The 26,799-nt window shown below is 65.5% G+C and carries 22 protein-coding genes and 1 tRNA gene; 8 read left to right on the top strand and 15 right to left on the bottom strand.

The window, feature by feature from the left end:
- Nucleotides 1-6: 6 nt before the first annotated feature.
- Together RRU_RS18075 and RRU_RS18070 are read right to left on the bottom strand one after the other, a co-directional pair.
- Entirely contained in the window at nucleotides 7-645 is a 639-nt protein-coding gene (locus RRU_RS18075; RefSeq protein ID WP_011391245.1) for a demethoxyubiquinone hydroxylase family protein, read from the bottom strand.
- 34 nt (nucleotides 646-679) lie between these two features.
- Nucleotides 680-1,213: a disulfide bond formation protein B gene (locus RRU_RS18070; protein WP_011391244.1), complete on the bottom strand. Its 534-nt coding sequence runs from the start codon at nucleotides 1,211-1,213 to the stop codon at nucleotides 680-682.
- A gap of 260 nt (nucleotides 1,214-1,473) precedes the next feature.
- On the opposite strand from RRU_RS18070, the gene RRU_RS20150 reads away from it, so the two are divergent.
- Nucleotides 1,474-3,579, top strand: a complete 2,106-nt coding sequence (locus RRU_RS20150; RefSeq protein ID WP_011391243.1) for a methyl-accepting chemotaxis protein — start codon at nucleotides 1,474-1,476, stop codon at nucleotides 3,577-3,579.
- Between the two features lie 253 nt (nucleotides 3,580-3,832).
- On the opposite strand, the gene RRU_RS18060 is transcribed toward RRU_RS20150, so the two are convergent.
- Nucleotides 3,833-4,186 (bottom strand): hypothetical protein, encoded by a 354-nt coding sequence (locus RRU_RS18060; RefSeq protein ID WP_011391242.1) that lies wholly within the window; start codon nucleotides 4,184-4,186, stop codon nucleotides 3,833-3,835.
- A 224-nt stretch (nucleotides 4,187-4,410) separates the two neighbouring features.
- Between RRU_RS18060 and RRU_RS18055 the strand changes: the two genes are divergently transcribed.
- Nucleotides 4,411-4,497 (top strand) — tRNA-Leu (locus RRU_RS18055).
- Between the two features lie 27 nt (nucleotides 4,498-4,524).
- Here RRU_RS18055 and RRU_RS18050 read toward each other — a convergent pair.
- Both RRU_RS18050 and RRU_RS18045 read right to left on the bottom strand, forming a co-directional pair.
- Nucleotides 4,525-5,706 (bottom strand): GGDEF/EAL domain-containing response regulator, encoded by a 1,182-nt coding sequence (locus RRU_RS18050; RefSeq protein WP_011391241.1) that lies wholly within the window; start codon nucleotides 5,704-5,706, stop codon nucleotides 4,525-4,527.
- Nucleotides 5,707-5,783: 77 nt separating this feature from the next.
- On the bottom strand, nucleotides 5,784-6,143 hold the full coding sequence (locus RRU_RS18045; protein WP_011391240.1) for an Hpt domain-containing protein: 360 nt from the start codon (nucleotides 6,141-6,143) through the stop codon (nucleotides 5,784-5,786).
- A 286-nt stretch (nucleotides 6,144-6,429) separates the two neighbouring features.
- Here RRU_RS18045 and RRU_RS18040 point away from each other — a divergent pair, with 286 nt between their 5' ends.
- The 4 genes from RRU_RS18040 to RRU_RS18025 all read left to right on the top strand — a co-directional run bounded on the left by RRU_RS18040 (nucleotide 6,430) and on the right by RRU_RS18025 (nucleotide 12,601).
- Nucleotides 6,430-9,555: a hybrid sensor histidine kinase/response regulator gene (locus tag RRU_RS18040; RefSeq protein ID WP_011391239.1), complete on the top strand. Its 3,126-nt coding sequence runs from the start codon at nucleotides 6,430-6,432 to the stop codon at nucleotides 9,553-9,555.
- Between the two features lie 145 nt (nucleotides 9,556-9,700).
- Nucleotides 9,701-9,919 (top strand): hypothetical protein, encoded by a 219-nt coding sequence (locus RRU_RS18035; RefSeq protein ID WP_011391238.1) that lies wholly within the window; start codon nucleotides 9,701-9,703, stop codon nucleotides 9,917-9,919.
- Nucleotides 9,920-10,255: 336 nt separating this feature from the next.
- Nucleotides 10,256-11,107, top strand: a complete 852-nt coding sequence (locus tag RRU_RS18030) for a phosphodiesterase (protein ID WP_011391237.1) — start codon at nucleotides 10,256-10,258, stop codon at nucleotides 11,105-11,107.
- A gap of 51 nt (nucleotides 11,108-11,158) precedes the next feature.
- Nucleotides 11,159-12,601 (top strand): hypothetical protein, encoded by a 1,443-nt coding sequence (locus RRU_RS18025; RefSeq protein WP_011391236.1) that lies wholly within the window; start codon nucleotides 11,159-11,161, stop codon nucleotides 12,599-12,601.
- A gap of 128 nt (nucleotides 12,602-12,729) precedes the next feature.
- Here RRU_RS18025 and infC read toward each other — a convergent pair whose 3' ends face one another.
- From infC to RRU_RS18010, 3 genes are all read right to left on the bottom strand, one after another.
- Nucleotides 12,730-13,251, bottom strand: coding sequence for a translation initiation factor IF-3 (gene infC, locus RRU_RS18020; protein ID WP_011391235.1), 522 nt, complete (start codon nucleotides 13,249-13,251; stop codon nucleotides 12,730-12,732).
- Nucleotides 13,252-13,395: 144 nt separating this feature from the next.
- On the bottom strand, nucleotides 13,396-15,327 hold the full coding sequence (thrS, locus tag RRU_RS18015) for a threonine--tRNA ligase (RefSeq protein WP_011391234.1): 1,932 nt from the start codon (nucleotides 15,325-15,327) through the stop codon (nucleotides 13,396-13,398).
- A gap of 153 nt (nucleotides 15,328-15,480) precedes the next feature.
- A complete protein-coding gene (locus RRU_RS18010; protein WP_237703802.1) occupies nucleotides 15,481-15,768 on the bottom strand; it encodes a TMEM165/GDT1 family protein in 288 nt (95 codons plus the stop codon).
- A gap of 388 nt (nucleotides 15,769-16,156) precedes the next feature.
- Here RRU_RS18010 and RRU_RS18005 point away from each other — a divergent pair, with 388 nt between their 5' ends.
- Nucleotides 16,157-17,506, top strand: coding sequence for a hypothetical protein (locus tag RRU_RS18005; protein WP_014626604.1), 1,350 nt, complete (start codon nucleotides 16,157-16,159; stop codon nucleotides 17,504-17,506).
- Nucleotides 17,507-17,548: 42 nt separating this feature from the next.
- On the opposite strand, the gene RRU_RS18000 is transcribed toward RRU_RS18005, so the two are convergent.
- The 6 genes from RRU_RS18000 to dapD form a co-directional block, all read right to left on the bottom strand.
- Complete coding sequence (locus RRU_RS18000; RefSeq protein WP_011391231.1) at nucleotides 17,549-18,613, bottom strand: HlyD family secretion protein; 1,065 nt, start codon at nucleotides 18,611-18,613, stop codon at nucleotides 17,549-17,551.
- A gap of 3 nt (nucleotides 18,614-18,616) precedes the next feature.
- Nucleotides 18,617-20,251, bottom strand: a complete 1,635-nt coding sequence (locus RRU_RS17995) for an MFS transporter (RefSeq protein WP_011391230.1) — start codon at nucleotides 20,249-20,251, stop codon at nucleotides 18,617-18,619.
- Nucleotides 20,235-20,750, bottom strand: a complete 516-nt coding sequence (locus tag RRU_RS17990) for a MarR family winged helix-turn-helix transcriptional regulator (RefSeq protein WP_011391229.1) — start codon at nucleotides 20,748-20,750, stop codon at nucleotides 20,235-20,237. The genes RRU_RS17995 and RRU_RS17990 overlap by 17 nt, the downstream gene beginning before the upstream one ends.
- 157 nt (nucleotides 20,751-20,907) lie before the next feature.
- Complete coding sequence (locus tag RRU_RS17985; RefSeq protein WP_011391228.1) at nucleotides 20,908-21,507, bottom strand: hypothetical protein; 600 nt, start codon at nucleotides 21,505-21,507, stop codon at nucleotides 20,908-20,910.
- The gene (gene dapE, locus RRU_RS17980) at nucleotides 21,501-22,715 is read right to left on the bottom strand and encodes a succinyl-diaminopimelate desuccinylase (protein ID WP_011391227.1); all 1,215 of its coding nucleotides are present in this window, start codon (nucleotides 22,713-22,715) and stop codon (nucleotides 21,501-21,503) included. Before dapE ends, RRU_RS17985 begins: the two co-directional genes overlap by 7 nt.
- Before the next feature lie 27 nt (nucleotides 22,716-22,742).
- Nucleotides 22,743-23,594, bottom strand: a complete 852-nt coding sequence (dapD, locus tag RRU_RS17975) for a 2,3,4,5-tetrahydropyridine-2,6-dicarboxylate N-succinyltransferase (protein ID WP_011391226.1) — start codon at nucleotides 23,592-23,594, stop codon at nucleotides 22,743-22,745.
- A gap of 245 nt (nucleotides 23,595-23,839) precedes the next feature.
- Between dapD and RRU_RS17970 the strand changes: the two genes are divergently transcribed.
- Nucleotides 23,840-25,597, top strand: coding sequence for a sensor domain-containing diguanylate cyclase (locus RRU_RS17970; protein WP_011391225.1), 1,758 nt, complete (start codon nucleotides 23,840-23,842; stop codon nucleotides 25,595-25,597).
- Here the strand turns inward: RRU_RS17970 and RRU_RS17965 are convergent.
- Complete coding sequence (locus tag RRU_RS17965) at nucleotides 25,560-26,777, bottom strand: MFS transporter (protein WP_011391224.1); 1,218 nt, start codon at nucleotides 26,775-26,777, stop codon at nucleotides 25,560-25,562. The two genes, RRU_RS17970 and RRU_RS17965, sit on opposite strands and share 38 nt — an antisense overlap.
- Nucleotides 26,778-26,799: the final 22 nt, after the last annotated feature.

The raw sequence follows: 26,799 nt of genomic DNA, 5'->3' as shown, positions 1-26,799 counted from the left end.
GGGGCGTCAGACCCGTTCGGAGACCCAGATCGCCAGCTTGGCTCCGGCCTTGATCGCCCCGCTCAGCACCGGAAAGGCCGGGGCTTGGCGGGCGCCATTGGCATAGCCGATATCGCGGTGTTCCAGTTCCTCGCGGCGGAAGGTGTCGATGGTGGCCTTCAGCGGCAGTTCGTCATCGCCCAGGCGGTCGTATTGATCTTTGTAATGGCCGTCGATCGCCTCTTCGATGGCGGTGGTGCAGGCCATCGCCGCCTTTTCGCCAAGCAGGGCGGTTCCCGCCCCCAAGGCGAAGCCGGCGACATGCCACAGCGGGCCAAGCAGGGTCGGGCGGGCCCGGCGGTCGGCGACCAGCTTGTCAAAGGTGGCGAGGTGAACCTCTTCCTGGGCCAACATGTGGCGCAAGACCCCGACATTGGCCGAACGTCGGCCGAGCACGGCCAATTGCCCCTGGTAGATGCGCACGGCGCCATGCTCGCCGGCCTGATCGACGCGCAGGAAGCGGTCTATCAGCGCGGCGGGCGACGGATCGCCGGGCAGGCGGTCCTCGGCGGTCTTGCGGCCGCTGGCGTGAAGAACCAGCTCGTCGGCCGAGGGTTCGAAGGGCGGAGTGGACCCCCGGGGGGTGCGCGAGGACGGCGAGGTCATGGCGGGAAGGCTCCTAGAAAACGCGGACCGGCGTTTATATGGGGTGGCTATCGTCGCGGCGCAGCACCCGCCAACCCGTCACCCCGCCCAGGATCAGCGATAAAATCAGGTTGAGTCCGGCCAGGGTCAGCCCATGGAAGGTCCAAGACGGCGTGTCGCAGCGCGCCGTGGCCGGGGCCGGGGCGCTCATCGCCGCCCGCAGATCGCCCAAGGACCCGACGCCCGGTCCGGCCGCCGTCGGCCCGCAGGCATCCGTGCCCGCCCACCAATGCTGTTCGACGCCGATATGAAAGCCCGCGAGCAGCGCATTGCCAAAAAAGGCCAGGGCGCAGAGGCCGAGCAGGCGGCGACGCCACGACGCGTCAAGCCCGGGCTGAAAGGCGATGGCGCAGAGCAGGGCGGCCAAAACCCAGGGACCGCGTTCGTAAAGACACAGAACGCAAGGCTCCAAGCCAAGGGCGAACTCGGCATAGAGCGCGGCCATCAACGCTCCGCCACTGACCAGCAGCAGGGCCAGGGCCAGCAGACGCAGCCCCCGGAAGGGACAGGCGGCGGGCATCGGCGGCATGGGGGTTCTCCTTGGGAGCTTGGACCGGCCTTGATCTAGCAAGGCGCTTGCGCCCTGGCAACCATCGCCGTCGCCGGCCACCGGTCCCGCTCTCGGCAAGCGGGTATGGCCTTTTTGCCAGAAGGGACACCCGGGACGGGGCATTTTCACGGAACTGTCCCATTACCCTCCGAACCCCGGTGCTACGGTCCGCGCCAACCCGATGGCCAGCGTATCGCTGGGCGCGTCGTTTCATTTTCCCGTTGCCCCATAGGGTGCCCATGAAAGCCTCGTTCGCCACGGCCTATTCGCCTTCCGGGGGGATGGAGCGGTCCTTCGCTTCTCCCCCCTCCCCCTCGGCCGCCTCTTCCGGTCGTGGCCGGTTTCTGGCACGGCTGAACCGCTCACCCTTGGCCGGGTTTTCCATCCCGATCGGCGCGCGGATGGTGATTTTGGTGCTGCTTGGGCTTTTGGCTTTCGGCGGCGCCGTCGCCATCCATTTCGTCAGCGAGGCGGCCAGCCGCGAGATCGAGGACCGCCGCGCCGTGCTGCGCGACATCGATCTTGGGGTCAAGGATATCGCCCTCAACGTCGCCGGCCTGCGGCTGGCCCATCAGTCCTACGCCACCGAACGCGCCGAGGCGGTGGCCCGCTTCCGCGCGCTGGCCGAAGCCGCGCGGGGCGATCTCGGCCGGGTCGGCGTTCTGGCGGCGGCCGCCGGGATCGGCGAGGCGGGTAAGCCGACGCTCGATCGCCTGATGACCGGGGCCGCCGCCTTGGAGGCCAAGATGGCCACGGCCGCCGCCGCCCAGGAAACCCTGGGCGTGGGCGAAGGCGAAGGGCTGCGCGGTCACTTGTCCGGGGTGATCGCCGGCATCGAGGGCGAGCTTGCCCAATGGCCCAATGTCGGCCAGATCGCCGTCAAGCTGGCCCAGGTCAAGCGCTTTGAACAGGGCTTTCTGATCGCCCCCGGGCCGGACGCCTTGGGCCGCTTGCGCAAGGCCGCCAATGAATTCGACTTCGCCCTGATGGGCGGGCCTTTTGACGCCGATACGGCGACGCGGCTGTCCTCGGCGGTGGGCGCCTATACCAAGGGGCTGACCGGCTATATCGCCGCCGTCGAAACCAGCAAGGCCGCCGGCGCCACCCTGACCGCCGCCCTTGACGCTTTTGAGCGCGATCTGGCCGAGATCGTCGCCCTCGCCGATCAGGAAACCACCCTGGCCCGCCAGCGCTTCGTGGAAACCCGCGCCCATATGCTGACCTTGCTGTCGTGGGGCGGGGGCGGCTTGCTGGTGCTGTTCGTTCTGGCCTCCGCTTTGGTCGGCCAGTCGATCTATCGCCCTCTCGGGCGGATCGAACGGACGATGCTGGCCCTGGCCGCCGGGGAAAGCGACGTCGAGGTGCCCGGACTCGGGCGTCGCGATGAAATCGGCCGCATGGCCGAGGCGGTCGCCGTTTTCAAGCGCAACGCCGCCGAGGTTGATCGCTTGCATGCCGAGCGCCGGCGCGAGGGGGAAGAGGCCGAACGCCACCGGCGCGCCGCCCTGCTTGATCTGGCCGATGGCTTCGAGCGCAGCGTCCGCCACCTCGCCACCGATCTTGACCGCGCGGCCCATCTGATCACCGACAAGGGGCGGCGCATGGCCGACGAGGCCGGCGAAACCGACGAGGCCGGACGCGGCGTCGCCGATCTGATCGCCGCCGCCGCCCAAACCCTGGCCGAGGTGGTGACGAGCGCCCATGAACTGGTGCGCTCGGCCGGGCTGGCGCGCGATCATCTGGCCCAATCGCAAAGCGCCATCACCGGCGCCCTTGCCGAAACCACCGAGGCCGAAAGCCGCGTCGCCGCCCTGTCGGCGGCGGCCGAGCGCATCGGTCAGGTGGTCGATCTGATCACCAGCGTCGCCGCCCAGACCAATCTTCTGGCGCTCAACGCCACCATCGAAGCCGCCCGCGCCGGCGCGGCGGGCAAGGGCTTCGCCGTGGTCGCCGGCGAGGTCAAGACCCTTGCCCAGCAGACCAACCGGGCAACCGAGGAAATCGCCGGCCATGTCGAGGATATCCGCCAAGCCATCGCCGGAACGGTCGAGGGTATCGGTCATATCTCCAGCGAGGTCGGCCGGGTCTCGGGTTTGACCGAGGCCCTGTCGGCGGCGGTCGGCGCCCAGGAGGTGGCCATCGGCGGCATCGGCCAGGCCCTGGACGGCACGGCGGCGACGATGACGACGGTTACGGGCAATCTGGAGCGCATGGGCGCAGTGATGGCGCGCTCGGCCCGCTCGGCGCTGGAACTGCGCGAAACCGCCGAGGGGTTGGCCGATCAGAGCGCCGGCCTGGAACGCGAGCTCGATGGCTTTCTCGAACGGATTCGCGGAACAAGTTGAGAATTAGCGTCACTTCGCAACCCGTTTGCAAAACAAGATGCATTTTGCAACAAGGGGTTCAGGCACCCGGACGGGTGCAAACGAAAAGGGAAATATGCGATTAAAGCCGTGGCGTCAAAGGGTGGTCCCGTGAGCGCCAGGATTGTGATCAAGAGCAGCGAGCGGGAAGCTTGGTTCCCGCTCGGCGCGCCACCGTCTTGATAGGGGGGCAAATCGGTGTCTGGACTCCGGTCCAGATCGCTCGGGATTTTCTTTAGCGCCTGGCCGAGAGCGTGACCGGCGCGGTGCCGGCGGCCAGGGCTGAGAGGGCGTCGAGCGCGCCCTGATGGCCGCGGCTGGCGGCCCGGGTCAGCCAATGGGCGCCTTCGATGCGTTCGGCGGTGGAGGCCGGTCCCCGGGTCAGGTGTTGGCCCAACTGATATTCGGCTTCGTCATCGCCCTTGTCGGCCAGGGATCGCCAGATCGCCAAGGCCTGGGATTGGTCGCCCCGGTCTTCGGCGGCGATGGCCTCGCGGCGGGCGTCCTCGACGGGAACGGTCATGGCGAAAAGGGCGAAGGCGGGAGTCGTCACCGCGAGCAACGCGAGAAGGGACAGCAAACGTGTCATCGGAAAACTCTGTGGGATGAAGGCGGGGAGGAAAGGGCGGGAACCATACACCCCAGGACGCCGGCCAAGGGAGGGGAAAATTGTGATTTCCTTGTGGCAAAGCCCCCCGCCCGGCCAGGGATCGGGCGCTTTTGATGCAGATAGGACGAAATCTCCCCTTTAACCCCGTTGACGGCGGCGCCGACCGACGGCATGATCCCCCCCCGCCTACCCAGACCCACGGTGCCCCTGTGGCGGAACTGGTAGACGCGGCAGACTCAAAATCTGTTTCCCGTAAGGGAGTGGGAGTTCGACTCTCCCCGGGGGCACCATTATCGCCGATCCACAGGTCGCCGATTCTAGGGCGAGATCACCCGATCGGCGAAGGCGGGTTCGCGGCTTTCCAGAAAAGCGATGAACTTGTCATAGGGTACCGCTCGGCAGAAGTGGTAGCCCTGGGCGGCATCGCACTCCATATCGGCCAGAATGCGCAGCTGTTCGGCGGTTTCCACCCCTTCGGCGACCACGCGCAGGCCCATGGCGTGGGCCATGCGGATGATGGCGTCGACGATGATGCGGGAATCCTTGTCGTGGTGGATCTCCATGGTGAAGGAGCGGTCGATCTTCAGCTCCGTGAAGGGCAGGCGGTGGAGTTCGGCCAGCGAGGAATAGCCGGTGCCGAAGTCATCGATCGAAACCCCCGCCCCCTTGATGCGCAGGCGCGTCAGCACATCCATGCTTGATCGGGTGTCGCGCATGGCGCTGGCCTCGGTCACTTCCAAGATCAGGGCGCTGGCCGGTACCCCGTGCTTATGAAGGCTGGCGCCGACCCGGTCGGGCAGATCAAGGTCGACCAGGGCCGAAGCCGACAGATTGACCGCGACCGCCGGCGAAAAGCCAAGGGCTCCCCAGGCGGCGCGGTCGAAGAGGGCTTGATCAAGCACCATATCGGTCATCGTCGACATCAGGCCGGAAGTCTCGGCCAAAGGAATGAAGCTGCCGGGAAAGATCAACCCGCGCCGACCGTTGTTCCAGCGCACTAGGGCCTCGGCGCTGCTGACCGCCCCCGTCGCCACCTCGATTTTGGGCTGGTAGAAAAGAACCAGTTCCCGGGCCTCGATGCCGAGGGCCAGTTCTTCGCGGGCGATCGCGCTTTGCGGGCGCGGGCGATTGGCCAGCATTTCGCGCAGATCGACGGGCTTGACCGGTTTGCGCAGGCACTTCAGCATCGAAAGCCCATAGGATTGCCCGACCTTGAGGGCGGTGGCCAGCAGGCGCTCGTCGAAACTCGACACCAGGGCGATTCCGGCCGGACAACGCCGATCGGCCAGCCAGCGCAGCACCTCCACCCCATCATCCTCGCCCAGCGATAGATCCAGGATGATGACGTCGGCGTCATTGACCTCCGTGCGGTCGCGCAAGGCGCCAAAGCCGTCGAATTCCTCGCAGAAGAAATCCATCGGCGTGAGGACGGCGCGGATGAAGGCCCGTATTTCCGGATCGTCATCGATGAGCAAGGCGATGGGTTTTCTTCCGGGCATGCCTGCTTGTTCCTCGGATCAGCCACTGGGGAAGCCGTCACGGCCGCGCCCCTTGCGGAGCGGGGCCGGGCTGTGGGTCAGGATCGGTTTGGCAAGGTGTAATGGTCCCCCAGGCTGACGACCGTCCGCTCCAAAAGCTCGGGAAGCCCGTGCGCTTGTGCCCGGGCGGAGTCCAGATCTCCGGTACGGCAAGTCTCTTCGATAACTCCGGCGAAGGCGGCAAGATCGGGCATTCCCAACGACGCGGCGATACCTTTCAGGGAATGGGCTTCGCGTCCCGCCTCCCGCAAGGCTCCGCTCTCCAATGCCGCGGCGAGGCGGGTGAGGCGGGCCTTGGAATTCCCGATGAAGTGGGCGAGCAGGCCGGCAAGGACCTCCTCGCCGAGGTCCTCTTTCAATTCGTTCAAAAGCCCCATATCAAGCATGGTCATGGTCATGGTTGGGAGGCGTCCTCCCTGCGCGGGAACAAGGGGGAAAGACCAGGCGCCGATCACCGGCTTTGTTGCAGATCGCCTTGCCAGTTGCGTTCCGCGGCGGAGAGGGCGTCAAATCAAAAGATCTAGCTTTCGGTATGCACCCTTTTAGGTCCTTTTGGCAAGCCCGCCGCCAAGGGGGGCGCGGCATGAGTCTTGCTCACACATCTCAGCATCAAGCCTTTGACTAGGGGGAGGCCTGGGGGCTCCGTCGACCCCGAGGGGTCGTTCGGCGAGGCGGATAGGGCAAATGAATATGGACCGCTCCAATGATCTGGCTGGAACCCTTCCCGCTCCGCCTTCGGTGCCGGGGCCGGCCGAGGATGGCCAATCCATGCCGATCTTTCGCTGGATCTGGCGGTCCTATCTGCGCAGCGCCCTGATTCCGCTGGTCTTCATCGAACTGGTGTTTCTAGCCATCTATTTGCTTTCCCATCAGATCTCGACAAGTCGCACGCTTGAGAGCTTTGGGTCGGCCGTCGAGAACGAGTTCTACGGCGCCGCCGAGCGCGAAGCCGCCTTGCTGTCGGAGCGCCTTGCCGCCCTTGGGACCACGGCCAGCGTCTTCGCCCACCAGGCGGCCCGTGTCTTGTCTACCCCGTGCCAGCCCGCGCCCAGGGAACGGGCCCGTCTCGCGCTGGGGGCCAATGGCGTGTTGTACAGCACCGGTGCGCCCGAGGGGTCCGCCGCGCTTTTCTATTCCGGAATCATTCCGGTGGGACCGGCCCAGATCGACAAGGCGGTGTGCTCGGCCGCGCTCGATCCCCTGATGCGCGACATCAGCGCCGTGGAGCCGTTGGTCGATCAGATCTATGTCAACACCTGGGATTCGATGAACCGCATCTATCCCCCGATCGATGTGCTCAGCCAATACGCGCCGCACATGGATATTCCGTCGTTCAATTTCTTCTATGAGGCCGACCAGGAGCATAACCCGGAACGCAAGGTGGTGTGGACCGACGTCTATCTCGATCCGGCCGGCAGGGGGTGGATCGCTTCGGCCATCGCGCCCGCCTATCGTGGCACGATCCTGGAAGGGGTGGTCGGGCTGGACGTGACCGTCGGCACCTTTATCGATCGGGTTCTGGCGGCCGAATTGCCGTTCGACGCCTATGGTCTGCTGCTTGATCGGAACGGCGGGATTCTGGGCGCGCCGAAGGTCGCGGGCGAGGATTGGGGGGCCAAGCCGCTGACCGAGGCGACCTATGGCGGCGCGATCACCAAAGACACCTTCGTCGATCCCGCCTTCAATCTGTTCGCCCGCGCCGAGCCGGCCGATCTGCTGGCCGCCCTGCAAAGCCAAAGCAACGGCGTACGCCCGGTGACTCTGGCGGGAAAGCAAAAGGTCGTGGCCTGGGCCAAGGTGGCGAGCACCGGTTGGACGTATTTGATGGTCGCCGATCGCGACACGGTTTTTGGCGATATCCTGCGGCTTGACCGGCTCTTCACCGTCATCGGCTATCTGATGGCGGGCGGTTTGCTGGTCTTCTATCTGGGGTTCCTCGCCTTTCTCTACATCCGGGTCAGGGAGATGAGCGTCAGGCTGTCGGGGCCGCTGTCGGCGCTGAACGCCATGATCCGGCGCATCGCCTCCGGGTCTTATTTTCAGACCGCTCCGGCCTTCGACGTGCGCGAACTCGACGAGACCGGTCGCGAGGTGGCGGCCATGGGCGATCGTCTGGGCCGGGCCAACGAGGAGCTGATCGCCAATCGCGAGGAACTGGTGCGCGCCCGCGACGCCGCCCAGGCCGCCGCCCGCGCTAAGGCCGAATTCCTGGCGACGATGAGCCACGAGATCAGAACGCCGATGAACGCGGTGATCGGGATGACCGGCCTGCTGCTCGACGGCCCCCTCGAGCCCCGGCAGATCGATTACGCCCGCACCATTCAGCGCTCGGGCGAGCATCTTCTGGGGTTGATCAACGATATTCTCGACTTCAGCCGCATCGATACCGGGCGGCTGGTCCTTGTGGACCGGGATTTCTCGCTGTCCCACGAAGTTCAGGCGGTGGTCAGCCTGTGCGGGGTGGCGGCCAGCGCCAAGCGACTGAGCGTGCGAATCGATCTTGATCGCGCTCTGGCGCCGGGGTATCGCGGCGATTCCCAGCGCTTGCGTCAGATTCTGGTCAATCTGGTCGGCAATGCCGTCAAGTTCACCGATAAGGGCATGGTCACCGTGCAAGGGGACGTTCTGAAGATCGAGAACGATATCCATTGGCTGCGCCTGCGTGTCGTCGATACCGGCTGCGGTATCCCGCGCGAGCGCTTCAACGACTTGTTCGCCGCCTTTCAGCAGCTTGATGGGTCGGCGACGCGGACCCACGGCGGAACCGGCCTTGGCCTTGCCATCTCGCGCAAGCTCGCCCGGCTGATGGGGGGGGATATCACCGTCTCGAGCACCCCGGGCGAAGGCAGTGTCTTTAGCGTCGTCGTGCCGATGGTGCCGCTGTCGCGGACGCCGGCGCCCGATGGCACCCTGGGCGATGGGGACGCCGAGAGGGGGGAGGAGCCGCCGGCCGCCGATGTCCCGACGGAGGCGGCGGCCTCGAGGGCACTGGTCGTTCTGGTCGCCGAGGATATTTTGGAAAACCAGATCCTGGTCCAGGCCGTGCTGGAAAAGCAAGGGCACCGCGTCATCCTCGCCGCCAACGGCCGCGAAGCCCTGGCCAAGCTGCGCGGTGCCGATCCGGTCGATGTGGTGCTGATGGATATCCAGATGCCGGTGATGGATGGGCTGGACGCCTGCCGGGCCATCCGCGGCCTGCCCCCCGAGGTCCATTTTTCCGATGGCCGGCCGATCGCCGGGGTTCCCATCATCGCCTTTACCGCCGATGCCTTGCCCGGGGATCGCGAAAGGTTCCTTTCGGCGGGAATGAACGAGCATCTGGCCAAGCCGCTGAATGCCCGGCGGCTGCGCGCCCTGCTTGGCGATATCGCCGCCGGTCGGCCCCTCACCCCCCGGTCCTCCGCCGCGCCGTCGCCGCGCAAAAGCCTTGAGGCGCCGCGCCGGCTGCTCGATCCCGAGGCGCTGGCCCAACTGCGCACCTCGCTTGGCGAGGATTATCCGATCTATTTGCGGGCCGCCGAGGAGGCGCTGCGCCACCGCGCCCGCGCCCTGCCCGAGGCGCTGGCGCGCGGCGCCTTCGAAGAGGCCTCGCAGCTTTTGCACGGGTTGCGCGGAACCCTGGCGGCTTTTGGCATGGAGGCCGAGGCGACCCTCTGTCAGCGCCTGCGCGGCGATCTCGCCGGGGGGGCGGGCATCGCCATCCGCGTCGAGGCCAGGAAGTTGGCCGATCAGGCCCTGGCCGCGGCCGACGAGGTGCGCGGTCATCGCGGTCTGCCCTCCATCGATCCCCGGGCGCCCACGCCGCTTTGACCGCGAGACGCGGGCGGACGCGTCTTCTTGGCGAAAACCGCCTTTGCCGGCTTGGCGGGTCTAGAGTATTCAAAAGATGACCGCGTCGCCGAAGGGCGGCGACCTCCCCCCGGTCTTCCATCGGACCCAGCAGAGGAGGACGCTTATGGCGTCGTTCATGATCAAGGTTGCCGGCGAGGGCCTCGTCGACAAGGCGCACCGCCTTGCCGAAACCGGCCCCACCACCGGTTCTTCGGTGATTTACGAGGTGTTGAACGTGCCCGAGTCCGTCGGGTTGGACGAGGTCATCGCCCTGGTCAAGAAAACCGGGGGCAAGCCACCCCATAAGGGCTACGAAGTTGATTACGCCGTTCTGGCCGGATGACGCTCTTCGCAAGAAATCGCCTTAAAGAAGTCGCCTCTAACGCGAAGACTTTGATATAAATCCAATAGATTAGAACGGCGATGGCGGTGAAAGCCAACCCTCCCTTTCGGGTCGCGGATCTAGACTAATGGATGAGGTATTTTGGGGGATCGCCTCTGCGATCCCCTTTTAATTGTAGAGACCGTACGGTGCGATTATCGTTTTTGTTACGGGATCGATCACAGTTGTGGATTTTTTCTTCCCACCAGGAATTATCCTTTGTCTGGGCTTTGTTCCGCCGGACCGAATGGTCTATGTAGGCGAGGCCGATTCCCCGCGCCGTTCGGAGCCCCGTCCATGCTGATCGCCCAAACCTCCGATCTTCATATCCGCCCGCCGGGCATGCTCGTTGGCGGCGTGGTCGATACCGCCGCGGCGCTTGAGGCCTGCGTCGCCCATCTTCAGGCCCTGGCCCACCGCCCCGATCTGCTGCTGATCACCGGGGATCTGACTCAGCAAGGTCGGCCCGAGGAATACGCCCATTTGCGCCGGTTGCTGGCGCCCTTGGATCTGCCGCTGCTGGTTTGCCCGGGCAATCACGACGACCGCGCCGCCCTGCGCGCCGGACTCGATGGCCTGTGTCCTTGGCCCGAGCCGCCGGGCGCCGGGATCCCCGATGGGGCGACGCTTGATCTCACCTTCGATCTGGGACCGCTGCGGCTGATCGGTCTTGATAGCCTGCGGTCCGGCCACTCGGGCGGCGCGCTTTCCGCGTCGCAGGAGGCGTGGCTGGATTCGGCGCTGAGCGAGGCCGCCTTCCTCGACAAACCGGTGGTGCTGTTTCTCCACCACCCGCCCTTTCCCATGGGCATCGATCATTTGGACGCGGCGCGGCTTGATCAAAGCGAAACCCTTGGTCTTTTGCTCGATCGTCATCCCGGAAGGGTTGTCCGTCTGTTATGTGGCCATGCCCATCGCCATGTTACCACCGTCTGGCATGGTGTGGCGGTGACGGTCTGTCCAGCGCCGGCTTTCGCCTTCGCCCTGGATTTCGCCCACAAGGCGCCGGCGGCGATCACCCTGGAGCCCCCGGCTCTGCTACTCCACCGATGGGATGGGCGGGCGCGATTGCTGGTGACCCATGTCTCGCCGATCGGCGCGGGGGAGCGCCGGTCCTATGGTGGCGAGCGGCCGACGGTCGGGGTATAGGCCGCGCCGGCGGGCGGGGGGCGCGAGACGGTTTGGTTGGGAAAGGGAGGGATGCTTACCGTGGAGAAGGCGCGCAACAAGGCGGCGCGACGCCGGCCAAGCCGCTTCGGCCTGTGGGTGGCCGAGGCTTTGCGCCGCCTTGCCGATCGGCTGGCCCCGGCGGGATCGGGACGCCTGGGCAAGAGCGGGCAAGGATCCGAGCCCCGCTTGTCGGATGCTCCCCAGGCGACGCTGGATGGCATGTTGCGGGCCTATCTTGGCGAGCGCAAGGATTCGGCGATCTCCAAGGTTCACCTTCTGACCCTGGAAGAAATAAAAACCGCCTTCGGCGACGAGTGGCCCAAGTTATCGCGCAAGGCGATGATGCTAACCGAAGGGATCATTCGCCAGCATATGGCCGATGGCGATTACTACTGGCAGCAAAACGACGAATCCTATTTGTTGTTGCTCTCGGGCCTGGAGGCGGAGGAGGCGGCGGCCAAGGTGATGATGATCGCCGATCTGGTGCGCAAGCGCCTGCTGGGCAACCGGGCGGTCGGCCTGCCCGATTTCGGGGTCAAGGCCTCGGCGATCACCGTTTCGGACCTGCTTGAAAGCGGCGCCCCGCCCACCCTGGAGGCGATCAGCCGGATTCTGGACGAGCGTCTGGCCGAGGAGGTCGGGGTGCGCAGTCTGGTTGCCCGATCAAACGCCCGCGCCCTGTTGGCGCAAAACCGCATCCACGACAGCCTGACCGTCGGCTTCCGCCCGGTGTGGAATCCCTCGACCCGTCTGGTCTTCGCCTATCAAGGCCAACCCTATCGCACCACCGATTATGGCTGGTTCGCCGGGCAGTGGACCTTGTATGGCGGCTATCTTGATCCTTTGGGCATCGAGGTCGATAAGAAGGTGATCGAAGTGGCGCTCAAGCCCCTGCGCGCCGCCCGCGACGCCAAGGCGCCGCCGGTGATCATCCTGCCGCTGCATTTTCGCTCGTTCACCGGCCAGAACCGCAACGAGATGTTCAGCCTGATCGCCACCCTGGTCGAGGATTGCCGCAAGGATGGTCTGGCTTTTGAACTGGTCGGGCTGTTCGATGGCCTGCCTTTGAACCGCCTGCCCCAGGTGGTGGCCGGGCTGGCCAAGCTGTCGCGCTTCGTCGCCGTGCGCGCCGCCCCCGACCAGCTTGAACCGATCCGCGGCTTTCTTGATGGGGTGCGCCTGCTCGGCATCGATCTCAACGATATCGGCCGTCATGGCAGCGACCCGGCCAATCGGGCGCGGGTGATGACCGATCTCGCCCGCTTCGCCAAGGAACGCGGCATCGCCAGCTATGTCTGGGATCTCAGGACCATGGAAGAGGTCCGCCTCGCCCTTGATCTGGGCTATTCCAATCTCTGCGGTCAGGCGGTGGGCAGCGATACCGCCGATCCCCACCACGTTTACGAACGGGCCATTCATTCCCTGCTCGACCCCGCCCCCTCCTCCCGGGGAGGGGTTGGCTCGGCGGGGTGACGGCGGTCGCTGCCGATACACCAAGGGGCCGTCCTGGCGGGACGGCCCCTCGTGTATTTTAGGCACGTGTATTTTTAGCGCGGTCACATCGGGTGGCTTCCCGCGAGGAGAAGCCGGAGACGGTGCCCTTATTTGGGCGCCATCACCATGATCATCTGCCGGCCTTCGAGCTTGGGATGCTGCTCCACCTTGGCGAGATCGGCGACATCCTCGCTGACCCGCTTCAGCACGTTCATGCCCAGATCCTGGTGGGCCATTTCACGGCCCCGGAAGCGCATGGTCACTTTGACCTTGTCGCCCTCCTCCAGGAAACGCTTGGCGGCGCGCATCTTGACGTCGTAGTCATGCTCGTCGATATTCGGACGAAGCTTGATTTCCTTGATCTCGATGACTTTCTGCTTCTTCTTCGCCTCGTTCTTCTTCTTCTGGGCTTCGTACTTAAACTTACCTAGATCGAGAATCTTGCAGACGGGCGGCTCGGCGTTGGGCGAAATCTCGACCAGATCGAGACCGGCCGCTTCGGCACGGGCCAAGGCATCCCGCGTGGACACGACGCCCACGTTGTCGCCATTTTCGTCGATGAGACGGACTTCGGGGATTCTGATTTCCCGGTTGGCGCGCGGTCCATCCTTGGACGGCGGAGCCTGCATCGGTGGCCTGGCTATGTTTCCAATCTCCCAATGGTTTCAAAAACAGGGATGACCGCGGCGGCTCCGGCCCCCGGGAGAGATCTCCCGAAGGGGCCCGGGCCGTCCAGCGGCACCCTGGTCGAGTCCGTCTCCGGCCTTTGCGCCTTACCCCTGGGGGGCGGCGCGCAGATCGGGAGCAACCGACTCGTTGGCAAGTGTAGCAATGGCTTCATCAAGCGCAAGGACTTCCTGGCTCTGACCGCCCAGGCGACGCAAGGCCACGCCGCCGGTTTCGGCCTCCTTGCGTCCGACCACCAGCATGACCGGCACCTTGGCCAGCGAATGCTCGCGCACCTTGTAGTTGATTTTTTCATTGCGCAGATCGGCGACCGCGCGCAAGCCCTTGGCCTTGAGGGCGGCGAGCACCGTGCGGGCGTAATCGTCGGCATCCGAGGTGATGGTCGCGACCACGACCTGCACCGGCGCCAGCCAGAAGGGGAAACGGCCGGCGCAGTTCTCGATCAGGATGCCCATGAAGCGCTCGAAGGTGCCAAGGATGGCGCGGTGGAGCATGACCGGGCGATGCTTGTCGCCATCCTCGCCGACATAATCGGCGCCCAGGCGTTCGGGAAGCACGAAATCGACCTGCAAGGTGCCGCACTGCCAGTCGCGGCCGATGGCGTCGCGCAGGACGAATTCCAGCTTGGGACCATAGAAGGCGCCCTCGCCCGGGTTGAGGGTCCACTCCAGGCCGGCGGCGTCGGTGGCTTCGCGCAGGGCGGCTTCGGCCTTGTCCCAGGTCTCGTCGCTGCCGGCGCGAACCTCGGGGCGGTCGGAGAACTTCACCTTGATCTCGGTGAAGCCCAGGTCCCGGTAGACGCTTTTCAGAAGATCGCAGAAGGCCTGGGTTTCCGAAACGATCTGATCTTCGGTGCAGAAGATATGGGCGTCATCTTGAACGAAGGCGCGCACCCGCATCAGGCCATGCAGGGCGCCCGAGGCCTCGTTGCGGTGACAGGCGCCGAATTCGGCCATGCGCAGCGGCAGGTCGCGATAGCTTTTGATGCCCTGCTTGAAGATCTGGATATGGCAGGGGCAGTTCATCGGCTTCATCGCCAGCAGCTTGTCCTCGGCCTCGCTGATGAACATGTTCTGGCGGAATTTCTCCCAATGCCCGGATTTTTCCCAAAGGGCGCGGTCGACCAGCATCGGGGTGTTGACCTCGACGTAGCCGGCCAGATCCAGGCGACGGCGCATATAGTTTTGCAAGGTGCGATAGACCGTCCAGCCCTTGGGATGCCAGAAGACCGCGCCCTGGGCCTCTTCCTGAAGGTGGAACAGGTCCATTTCCTGGCCGACGCGGCGGTGGTCGCGCTTTTCGGCCTCGGCCAGCATGGTCAGATAGGCGTCAAGCTGCTTGCGATCGGGCCAAGCGGTGCCATAGATGCGCTGAAGCATCGGATTGCGCGAATCGCCCCGCCAATAGGCGCCGGCCAGCTTCATCAGCTTGAAGGCGGTGCCGAGCTTGCCCGTCGACGGCAGATGGGGGCCGCGGCACAGGTCAAGCCAGTCGCCCTGGCGATAGACGCTGACATCCTCGTTCGCCGGCAGGCCGGTGATCAGCTCGGCCTTATAGGTTTCACCAAGCTTGGTGAAATAGGCGATGGCCTCGTCGCGCTCCCAGACCTCGCGGACGATCGGCAAATCGCGGCCGACGATCTCGCGCATGCGCTCTTCGATGCGCTCCAGATCCTCGGGCGTGAACGGCTCGGCCCGGGCGAAGTCGTAATAAAAGCCGTTCTCGATCGCCGGACCGATGGTCACCTGGGTGCCGGGATACAATTCTTGCACCGCCTGGGCCATCACATGGGCGGCGTCGTGGCGCAGCAGCTCCAGGGCGGCGGCGTCGCGCGCCGTGATCAGGCTGACGCTGGCGTCCGTAGTGATGGGAACGCTCAGATCCTTCATAGTCCCGTCGATAGTGACCGCCAGCGCTGCCTTGGCCAAGCCGGGACCAATGTCCTCGGCGATCTGGCGACCCGTCACCGGGCCTTCATAGCTGCGAACGCTGCCGTCGGGCAGGGAAATGGCGACCATCGTCTTACGGTCCTTTGTCGGAAACAGGGAAAATCGAATTGGGCACTCTAGAGCGGGATAACGAAAAGTGTTAGGGATTTTCGGTCAAAATCGCCCCCTACGGGCCGAAGGCCAGGGATGTCGGCGGCGCGGGGCGCGGGGCGCGCGGCCCGGTCAGGCGCCGCGGTAGTGTTGGAAGACGGTCCACGAGCCGATGACGATGAAGCCGACGCCGGCGATCAGCTTGAGGGGCAGGGCCTCGACATAGCGGGTCATCATCGCGCCGACGAAAACCGCCAGGGCCGTCGACAGCACCAGGGCGGCCGAGGCGGCGATGAAGATCGCCAAAGGGCGCGACTGGCCACCCGAGGCGTAGAGCATGGTGGCAAGCTGGGTCTTGTCGCCAAGTTCGGCCAGGAAGACGGTGAGGAAAATAGGCAGAAGGGCGCTCAGGGTCTGCATGGCGGTATCCGAAGGCGTGAGAAAGAAAGCGATGACGATGCGTGTCGGCGCGGCGACCGCGTTCGGGAACGCCTGGAGAAGGGGGCTTTCCAAGGGCCCGACGCCGGCGAACCTTACAGTCAGCCCCCGGGGGGGCGCAAGCCAAGCGGTTGCGCCACGGGGGCCGGCGGGCGGGTCGCGTGACGCTTATCCATACTATTTGCGGTATCGGCTGAAATCAGCTAAAAAAGGGTCTGACCCGGTCAGTAAAATTTTATCTTTTTGACTGTCATAGGTTAAGACAAACCAGACAATGAAGACAGTCGCCGACATACATGCCGACATCTTGAAGCGGCACGCCAAGTCCCCATCGCGATTCGGATACTTTTTCCTTCAATGGATCAAGTTCATGGATCACAATGATCGGCTTTATGCGGCCCGTGGGGAGGCCGGCGAAAACTATTTGCAGTACCGCCTCGGATTGAATCACGTGGACGAGTCGGCGGCGATCTTCGAGACCCTGCTCAGCTTCTGGAAAGAACGCGAGCAGGAGGACCGGATCTTTTCCTATCTGACCCACGAAGACACCGACGGCAACGGCATCTGGCATTATCTGGCCGATACCCTGCGCGAGCACGAGGGAACCTCGACCCTGCGCATGGCCCGCACCCTGCTGGCCATGGACATCGATTTCTCCAAGCGCAATCGCAGCGGCCAGTCGCCGCTGAACAAGATGCTGGTGCCGCTGCCGCGCTGGCAGTCGATCAACGCCCTGATCCAGACCAAGCATCTGTCGATCGAGAACATCGAGGCGGCCATCGCCGAGCGGGCGAAGGACGAGGACCAGCGCAACGCCTTGATGTCGATGATTTTTTCCAGCGATATCGAGCAAAATCAGGCCATGTTGTCGCAGCATGTGCTGCGTCAGGCGCTCCAGCCCCAGGCCGATGTCACCCTGCGGGCGGCGACCTGCCGGCTGTTCTTCGATTACGTCGACACCAAGACCGGCGGCACCGCGTTCTTCAAGCTGGTGACCATCGCCAACCACGCCATGTTCGATGATCTGATGCGGCTGCTGATGCGCAACACCAGCGAAACGGTGGTGGCGATGGGCGTGCCCGATATCGCCACGCGCAAGGCCTATGCCCAGGCCTATCTGGCGCGCAAGCTGCTGCGCCGCGAGCATAGCGGCGGCGGGGTGCTGTTCAGCGCCCTGAAGGCGGGCAAGCATACCCATCTGCGCAAGATCACCAGCCTGCTGCGCAACGATGATCTGGTGATCCGCACCACCGTGCGCGGCGAATTGGTGCGCAAGGACCTGCCGGTCGACAAAAACTCGCCGGCGCCGACCAATCCCTTGCTGTCGCTGCTGCTCCAGCGCGACAAGGAAGGCAATACGGTGATGCACCGGGCGGTGCTGACGGGCGATCTCCAGGCGCTCAAGGGCTTCTTTTCCGGCCTGACCCCCAATGACACCTATGCCATCATCCGCCTGATTCCCAATATCTGGGGGCTGACCCTGGCCACCGCCTGCCGCCCCGAACTGGTCCAGGCCGCCCTGGCCCAGGCGGTGAAAAGCGGCAAGTTGCCGATGGACCGGGCCAAGGCGCTGTTTTCGGCCTATCCCAAGGATACCCGCGACATCGTTCACTTCATCGAGGAGACGGTGAACGAAATCGAATCCCTGGCCAAGGCCGTCGGCCGCAAGGAACCCCTGCCCCCCACCTTCCGCCTGGAAACCCTGCGCGCCAATAAATAGCGCCTGGATCAGCACTCCCCCTAGATCGCCCGGGGATCTGCTTTAAGACGGGTGCTTTCCGTCCCTCTCGGATGGGGCGGTATCGATGCGCACCACCACCGACATTCCCGGCGCCAACAGGGCGGCCTGCGCCTGATCGGGATCGATGGCGATGCGAACGGGAAGCCGCTGGGTGACCTTGGTGAAGTTGCCCGTGGCGTTGTCGGATTTCAGCACGGTAAACTCTGAGCCCGTGGCGGGCGAAAAGGCTTCGACATGCCCGGCCAGGGCCGTCCCCTGCAGGGCATCGACGCGAAAGCTCACCGCCTGACCGATCTGGATGCCGGCCAACTGGGTTTCCTTGAAATTGGCGATGACCCAGCGTCTTGCGGGCACCAGGGCGGCGAGCTGGGTTCCGGCCGAAACATACTGCCCCAACCGCACCCCGATCTCGCCCAGCGTGCCATCGATTGGCGCGACGATGCTGGTGTTGTGCAAATCAATCGTCGCCAGTTCGACCGCCGCCTGGGCATTGGCGATATCGGCCTGAAGCGAGTCCCGATTAACGCGGATCGAGCGCAGATCCTCGCGGGAAACGTCAAGGGCGGCTTGGCTTTTGTGTACCAGGGCTTCGGCCTGGGCCAGGGTGGAGCGGGCCTGATCGGCGGAGCTTTGCGTCGAGACGCCGCGCGCCAGCAAAGCCTCGGTGCGGCGGGCGGTGGACCGGGCGACATCCAGGGCGGCGATGGCGCTGGCGATCTCGGCCTCGCTGGAGCGGATCCGCGCCTGCGCCGCCCGCTCGCTCTGCTCGGAATTCTCCAGGGCGGCGCGTTTCATTTCTAAGGTCGCCTGGGCCTGCTTCAGCTTTTGCGCATAGATCCGGTCATCGATCTGAAACAGCGGCGTGCCGGCCTTGACCGTCTGGAAATCATGGACGGTGACCGCGGTCACATAGCCGGCGCTTTGCGGACTGATCATGGTGACCTGAGCGCGCACATAGGCGTTGTCGGTCGTTTCGACGGCGCTGCGGAAGGGCGGCAGGTGCCACGCATAGAGAACGAGCAGGGCACCGATGAGGCCGATGGACAGCGCGAGCCCGGCAGGGAAAAAATGTTTGACCTTTGACATGGTTCAGGTGGGTCTCGATTGGGGGATCAGGGCGTCCGGGCCGCGTGAACGGTCCAGACGGCCGCGCAGGCGGCGATAGGCCATATGCAGACCAAGGGCCGCCAGGAAGGCGCTGGCGATGGCGGCAAGCAGAAGGAAGGCATCGTTATAGGCAAGAACGGTGGCCTCACGCGTGACCTGCTGGGACAACAGGGCCATGCCTTCGGTCATAAGCTGCTGCGGATCGCTCAGGAGGGGATGATAGGCCCCGGCCAAGGTATGAAGACGATCGGCAACGATCGGATTGGTCAGTTGGATCTGCTCGACCAGATGGGCGGAATGGACCTTCTCACGCAGGGTAACCAGGCTGCCAAACAACGCCGAGCCCATCAGCCCGCCGATGCTTTGGGTAAACAAAAAGACGGCGATGAAACTGGTGATGAACATCGGCCCTTGCTTGAAAGTCTTGACCAGCCCCGAATGCATGGCCGGGGGCAGGAACAGGGCACCGCCGAAGGCGATCAGGGCCTGACTGAAATACATGGTCTCGGGCCGGGTGAGCGCGGTGGCATGGCCATCCATGACCGCGCCGCCGGCGATACAGATCAAAGCGATCCCATGAAACAGCGGCACGCGGGCCAGGGTCAGGGTGAGGCCGCAGATCAGTCCACCCGCCAGGGTCGCCGCCAGAAGGATGAGATAAAGAGTCCTGCTTTGCTCGTTGAGCAGACCAAGGGTCTGGAACAGGCCGATGGCGCCCGATGTCTGTTCGGCCAGCACGATGCGAAAGATCAGCAAGGTCAGGGCGAGGGTGGCGATTTCGGGGCTGGTCAACCAACGGATATTCAGCAGCGGCGTGTCGCGGTGCAGTTCCACGGCCGCCGCGCCGCCGATGCACAGCGCGGCGATAGCCAAGCAGATGCCAATCCACGGCGCCTCGAACCACCAGTAAAAGCGCCCCAAAGCCAGCACCACCGCCAGCAGGCCAAAGCCGATGGCAACCAAGGGATAAGTAATAAAGTCGCGCCAATGCAGGACCTTGGCATAAGGCAAGGGGGTTAGGGGCAGCAGGAAAACGACGGAGAAGGCAAGCAGGGCCAGACCGAGTTCCAGGGTGTAAAGCTGTTGCCATTGGCCGAGATCAAGCAGAACCGGCGAGATCACCCGGGCCACCATCGGCGTCGCCGCCGAACAGGTCAGCGACAGGCTAACCGCCCAGGTCAGTTTCTTGGCCGGGGGAAAGGCCTCCAGCATGTAAAGAAAGCCCAAGGTGGAAACCGGCGCGGCCGCCATGCCGGCCAGAAACCGAATGGGCAGGGCCGTCCACAAATCAAAGATGACCAGATGAAGCAGCGAGGTGACGGCGAAAATAATCAAGCTGAGTTCGGCAAACCGGCGCAGGCCGAATTGAATGCGGATCTTGGTCAGCAAGATCGTCAAGCTGACATTGGGCGCCATATAGGCCGCGATCAGCCAGGATGTTTCCGTCAAGGTCGCCCCCAGAGACCCCTGGATCTGCAAGGTATTCACGGCGATCAGGTTCATGCCGAGGCCCTGGGTCATCCAGAGCAGGACCGAAGCCGCGATATAAATGGTTGACCGCCCCGTCGACATCGGCGGAGCGGCGGGCGGAGCGGGAGGACTACTGGGCCCGGACATGGTCTTTGCCATCCGCCGGGGGCGCGGTGAGGTCGGCGTCATCGGAGCGGGCCGCTTCCGCGTTGCTGACCACCTGACGCAGCACCGCCAGCGCGATCTTCAGATCCTCGGGATCGATTCCCTCAAGCAGCCGGCTGCGGACCGTGGCGCTGATCTCTTCCATATGGCCGATCTGCACCCGGGCCGGCTCAGTCAATTCGATATGCTTGGCCCGGCGATCGCCCTCCACCGCGCTGCGGCTGATCATGCCCTGGCGTTCCAGGCCATCGAGCAGGCGCACCACCGACGGCGGCTCGACGTCAAGGGCGTCGGCCAGTTCGGCCTGGGTCCAGGTGCGGTGTCCCGACAGCAACAGCAAGGCGCGGGCCCGCGACAGGGTCAAGCCGTGCTCGCGCACCACCCCATCGAAAAGCCGCCGCATTTTCCGCCCCGCCGTCGACAGCTCGAAGGTGAAGGCGGCATTGAGGCCGGGTACGGAATCGGAAAGACGCTTGGACATGGCACCGATCTAGATAGCTAGCTAACAGATGTGTAGCTATATAACCCGATCGATCCCCGGCACAAGGGCAGGGCGATGATTTTCCCCGGGGCCCGCCCGGGAAACGCCGTGGTCATAATCGTTGAAAAAGGATGGGGGAGTCGCGCCAAGCGGCGGTTTAGGCCGGTTCGGGACCCAGGCCGCCCAGAACCCCCATGGCCAGAGCGTGCAGAACCTCGCTGAGGATGAGGTCGAGAAGGACCAGTCCGATGGCCGAGGACAGCGGCAGATCCAGCCCGTGGCGGGCGATGAAGCCGAGATAGAGCACCATGGCCAGGAAGGCGATGACATTGAGGAACAGGGCCGCCCGGGGATCGCCGCCGCTCAGGGTCAGCAGGGCCATGGGGACGAAGGCGATCATGATCGGCACTTGCATCCAGTTATAGGCGGCAAGCCACCCATACAGCCGGTCATGGCGGCCGAGCAGCCGACTGACCCCATCCATCACCACCGGAAACAGGCACCAGCCGATCACGTAATGCAGCGTCCTGACCAGCAGCAGGGTGCCAAGACCGATATCGGCCAGGGCTTCGTCGGTTTCGCCCAGGCGATCGGCGATGACGAAGAACCCGAACAACGGCAGCAGATAGAGCGCCGCCCAGAAGCTGCGCAGGGCGTCCTGGGGGGAGCCGTCAAAGGCCTTCAGTCCCTGGGGATCGAACCGCAACAGGCGGCCCACCCCCCAAAGCACCTTCGCCGCCTGGGGGGCGCTCAGCATGGGGCCTCGAAGAAACCGACCAGAACCCGGCGGTAGATCTCGCTTAAGGCTTCGAGATCGGCCACCGCCACCCGTTCATCGGGCTTGTGCATGGTTCGCCCGACCAGACCGAATTCGGCCACCGGGCAATGGCTGCGAATGAAACGGGCATCGGAGGTGCCGCCCGAGGTCGACAGCTCCGGCCGCCGGCCGGTGACCGCCTGACAGGCCGTGGCGATCAGATCCGACAGCGGGCCGGGCGGCGTCAGGAAGGCATCGCCGCTATGCTCCAAAACCAGGGAAAAGCCGCTTTCGTCGCCATCGCAGGCCGCCAGACAGCGGGCGCGGATCCAGGCCGACAGCGACTCGCCGCTATGGCGATCGTTGAAGCGGATATTGAAGCGCAAGGTGGCCTTGGCGGGAATGACATTGGCGGCCGGATTGCCGACATCGATGCTGGTCAGCTGCAGGCTAGAAGGCTGGAAATGCGCCGTGCCGTCGTCCAGGGTCTCGGCCAGCAGCAGGCCGGTCAACGTCGAGAGCCGATGAAGGGGGTTATCGGCGAGATGGGGATAGGCGACATGGCCGGCGCGGCCGAGAAGGGTGACGGTGGCGGTCAGGCTGCCCCTCCGACCGATCTTGATCATGTCGCCCAGGCCTTCGGGATTGGTCGGCTCGCCAACCAAACACAGATCCATCCTTTCGCCAGCCCCCTCCATCCACTCCAGCACCTTGCGGGTGCCGTGAAGGGCGGGGCCCTCCTCGTCGCCGGTGATCAGCAGGGCGATCGATCCCGTGGGATCGTGTCTGGAAATCGATCCCGTGGAATCGGGTCCGGAAATCAACCGGGCGACGGCGGCGACGAAACAGGCGATGCCGCCTTTCATATCGGCCGCTCCCCGGCCGACCAGGGCACCATCGACCACTTCGGCGCCAAAGGGCGGCCGGCTCCAGCCGTCGCCGGCGGGCACGACATCCGTATGGCCGGCGAATCCGAAACAGGGGCCGGCGCCGCCGCGGCGGGCATACAGATTATCCACCCTCTCGCCGCCCTCGGCGCCAAAGGGCAGGCGAACGCAGCGGAAGCCCAAGGCGATCAGGGCGGATTCAAGAACATCAAGGGCCCCGGCATCACGCGGGGTGACGCTGGGGCAAGCCACCAGCGCCCGGGCCAAAGCCAAGGGATCGGCCAATTCGGCCGCAGTCCAGCGAAGGGGAAGCGCAGACAAGGGCGGACGTTCCTTCAACGCGGGCCTTCAGCGCGGGGTATCGCGCAGCAGATCGTTGATCGAGACCTTGGAGCGGGTGCGCTCGTCGACCCGCTTGACGATCACCGCGCAGGCCAGACCGGGGCCCGGCGTGCCATCGGGCAGCGGCTTACCGGGCAGCGATCCCGGCACCACCACCGAATAGGCCGGAACCCGGCCCATGAAGACCTCGCCGGTCTCACGATCGATGACGCGGGTCGAGGCGCCGATGAACACGCCCATCGACAGCACGGCGCCGGTTTCCACCAGCACCCCCTCGGCGACCTCGGAGCGGGCGCCGATGAAGCAGTTGTCTTCGATGATCACCGGACCGGCCTGAAGGGGTTCCAGCACGCCGCCGATCCCCGCCCCGCCCGACAGATGAACGTTGCGCCCGATCTGGGCGCAAGACCCCACGGTCGCCCAGGTGTCGATCATCGCCCCGGATTCGACGCGGGCGCCGAGGTTGACGAAGCTGGGCATCAGCACGACGCCCGGCGCGATATGGGCCGAGCGGCGGACGATGGCGCCGGGAACGGCGCGGAATCCGGCGGCGCGGAAGCGGTCTTCCCCCCAGCCGGCGAATTTGGAGGGAACCTTGTCCCACCAGGTGGCGCCGCCCGGCGCGCCGGAAACCGGTGTCATGTCGTTGAGGCGGAAGGACAGCAGCACCGCCATCTTCAGCCACTGATGGACAACCCAGGTCTCGCCGATCTTTTCGGCGACGCGATAGATCCCGGCGTCCAGGCCGTCGAGCACGGCCTCGACCGCGTCGCGCACGGCTCCCCGCGTCTCCAGGGTCACGCCCTCGCGGCTCTCCCAGGCGGCCTCGATGGTGGTCTGCAAGCTCGGCGTGGTCATGGCGCGCGGGTGTCCCTGGGCGAAGCCCCGGTCGGGGCGGTTGAAAAGGATCCGATAGTCGTGGATGGTGGTCAACCATAGCCGGCCGGTTGTCCAAGTCAATCGCCCTGCCGGCCGGAAACGCGCCGGACCGCCCTTCCGTTGACGCGACGGGCGCCCCTTCGTAAGGTGCGACCGCATCCCGTTTCGACTCCGACCCTTCCAACAAGGGGCGCGGTCGGGAGCCTTACAGGAGAGAGGTCAGGGTGGCCGAGGTCAAGACACGCGACGAGCACGACGAGGAGCCTCCGCGGTTCGACGCCCAGGCCGCCACCATCGCGCCGGAGACGATCCTTCTGCACCCCGGCCCGGCGGCCATCGTCGCGCTGGGCGGCGGCGAGGCCCTGTGCAACGCCCTGGGCGAACCCCTGCGCCCGCTGTTTTCGCCGGAAGCCGCCGACAGCCTGTTGCCGGAGATCCGCAGCGCCCTGGAAACCGGCGTTCCCCAGCAAAAGGTCGTGGATGTCGGGCGCGACGGCCTGCCCGCCCAATTCGACCTGATCATCCTGCCCACCGCCGAGCCGGGCCGGGTGGTGGTGATCGGCCGCGACGTCACCTTGGAAAGAACCCTGCGCAAGGCGCTGACCGACAGCCGCCAGCGCTATAAGGATTTCGTCGATCTGTCGATCGACTTCACCTGGGAAACCGGACCGGACGGCCGCTTCGTTTTCGTTTCCCCCGATGGCGCCCTTGGCTATGCCGCCCGCGATCTGGTGGGCGCCCTGCCCTGGACCTTGATGGACATCACCGATGCCCAATCGGGGGCGACGGTCTTCAACTCGCCGGTCCGGGTCAAGGATGTCGATATCTGGGTCCGCCGCCGCGACGGCACTCTGGCTTGTCTCAAGACCTCCTCGATGCCGGTTTTCGACGCCAGCGGCGAATGGAGCGGCGGCCGGGGCGTCTGCCACGACATCACCGAACAGCACGACCGCGACAAGGCGCTGGCCCGGGCGCTCAACCGCCAACGCGTCGTCGCCAATGTCGAGCGCACCTTCCGCGACGAGATTGACCCCTCCAATATGCTCAATGTCGCCGCTGAAGCCCTGGCCCGCAGCGTAGGCGGTGATGGTTGCCTAATTTATCGGGCGGCGCTTGATGATGGCCCCGACCGGCCGTTCCTGCCGCGCGGACGTTTCGGCGAAGGCGGTGACGAAAAGGTCGTCCTTACCCTTGAGGCCCTAGGCGAGGGAGCCCACGCCCAGACCACCCCCGATGGGAAGTGGACCGTGCTGGTCGCGGCGTCGCGCTATCGCCGCCAGATCAACGGCGCGGTGGTGCTGTGGCGGCGCATCGAACGCGGCGCGTGGAGCGAGGATGATCATCTGCTGATCGTCGATGTCGCCAATCAGATCGGCAGCGCCAATGAACAGATCGGTCAGCACGACCGCATCATCTCCATGTCGCGCACCGACGGGTTGACCGGCCTGCTCAACCGCCGGGCGTTTTTCGACGACATGGACCGCCGGCTGAAAGGGCCTCCCGGGCTGGTCGAGCGCCGCGCCGGCGAGGAGGCGGCCCGCCGCTCCGAGCGGCCGGCGCGCTCGGCCCTGCTGTATATCGATCTGGACAACTTCAAATGGGTCAATGACGCCCATGGCCATCTGCGCGGTGACGAGGCGTTGATGACGGTGCGCAAGATCCTGACCGATCATACCCGGGCCACCGATATCGTCGCCCGCCTGGGCGGTGACGAATTCGCCATTTGGCTCGAGGGGGCCGACGCCGAGGCGGCCAGCGCTAAGGCCGCCGAGATCTTGGCCGAAGACGCCCTCTTGCGCCCCTTCGACGGCTCGCCCGACCGACCGCTGTCGTTGTCGATCGGGCTGGCCATCCATGATCCGGCCTCGGGCGAGGGAGTGGAGGATCTGACGGCGCGGGCCGATATGGCCATGTATGCCGCCAAACACGGCGGCAAGGGGCGCTTCAGTCTGTCGCTGCCGCCGCCGCACACTCCGACCTGATCGGCCGGCCAAGGCGCAAGATCCCCAGGGCGAGGATCGCCAGCCCGGCGCCATAGCCGCTGACCGCCGCCCAGCCGCCCAAGCTCCAGGCCAGGGTCGCCCCGGCCGATCCGCCGGCGCCTCCCAGGAACATACCGCTCATGAATACGGTGTTGAGGCGGCTGCGCGCCTCGGGGCGCAGCGCATAGACCACATGCTGATTGGACACCAGGGCGCTTTGAGTGCCGAGATCAAGGGCGATGACGCCGACCACCAGCCCAAGGACGCTTGCCCACAGGGCGACAATCGCCCAGGACACCAGAACCAGCGACGCGCCGAGGACGATCACCGGCCCCGGTCCGCGATGATCGGCCAGCCGCCCGGCCAGCGGCGCCGCCACCACCCCGACCGCGCCGATAACCCCGAACAGGCCGGCGACATCGGCGCCCAGCCCCAGGGCGGGCTCTTGCAGATGAAGCGCCAGAACCGTCCAGAAGACCGAGAACGAGCCAAAGAGGGCGGCCTGCGTCAGCGTCGCCCGCCGCAGGGCCGGTTCGTCGCGCCAGAGATGGGCGAGCGAACGCAAGGCTTGGCCGTAGCGCAGGCCCTGCGGCGGAACGACCCGGCGCGGCAGCACGGCGGCCATCAACCCGGCGGCGGCCAGGACCAGCGGCACGCCCAGCCAGAACATCTCGCGCCATCCCAGATGGGTGGCGACGACGCCGGCCAGGGTCCGGCTGAGCAAGATCCCGCAAAGCAGCCCGCCCATCACCGTGCCGATGATCCGCCCGCGCTGGCCGTCGGGCGCCAGGGCGGCGGCAAACGGCACGATATGCTGGGCCACCGTCGCCCCGGCGCCAACCAGTAGCGAGGCGCCGACCAGCACCCCGGCCGTTGGCGCCAGCGCCGTCAGACAAAGCGTCGCGGCCAAAGCCAGGAACTGGCCGATGATCAGACGCCGCCGGTCGACAAGATCCCCCAGCGGCACCAGCAGAAACAAACCCAGGGCATAGCCCAATTGGGTCACCGTCGGGATCAGGCCCGGGCTGGCCGAGCCGGGGAAGGCGTCTTCGATGAGGCCGAGCATCGGCTGATTATAGTAGATGTTGGCGACGGCCAGCCCAGCGGCGGCGGCCATGGCGAAGGTCGCCCCGCGACCAAGGGCGGGCCGGGGAGAGGGGAATACGGCGGGTTCGGACATGGGGCGCGACCTTTTTGGCGGG

Source organism: Rhodospirillum rubrum ATCC 11170 (genome assembly GCF_000013085.1).
GTDB classification, from domain to species: domain Bacteria; phylum Pseudomonadota; class Alphaproteobacteria; order Rhodospirillales; family Rhodospirillaceae; genus Rhodospirillum; species Rhodospirillum rubrum.
The sequence above is the reverse complement of the archived record's forward strand: the minus strand, read 5'-3'. Positions and strand labels throughout refer to the sequence as shown.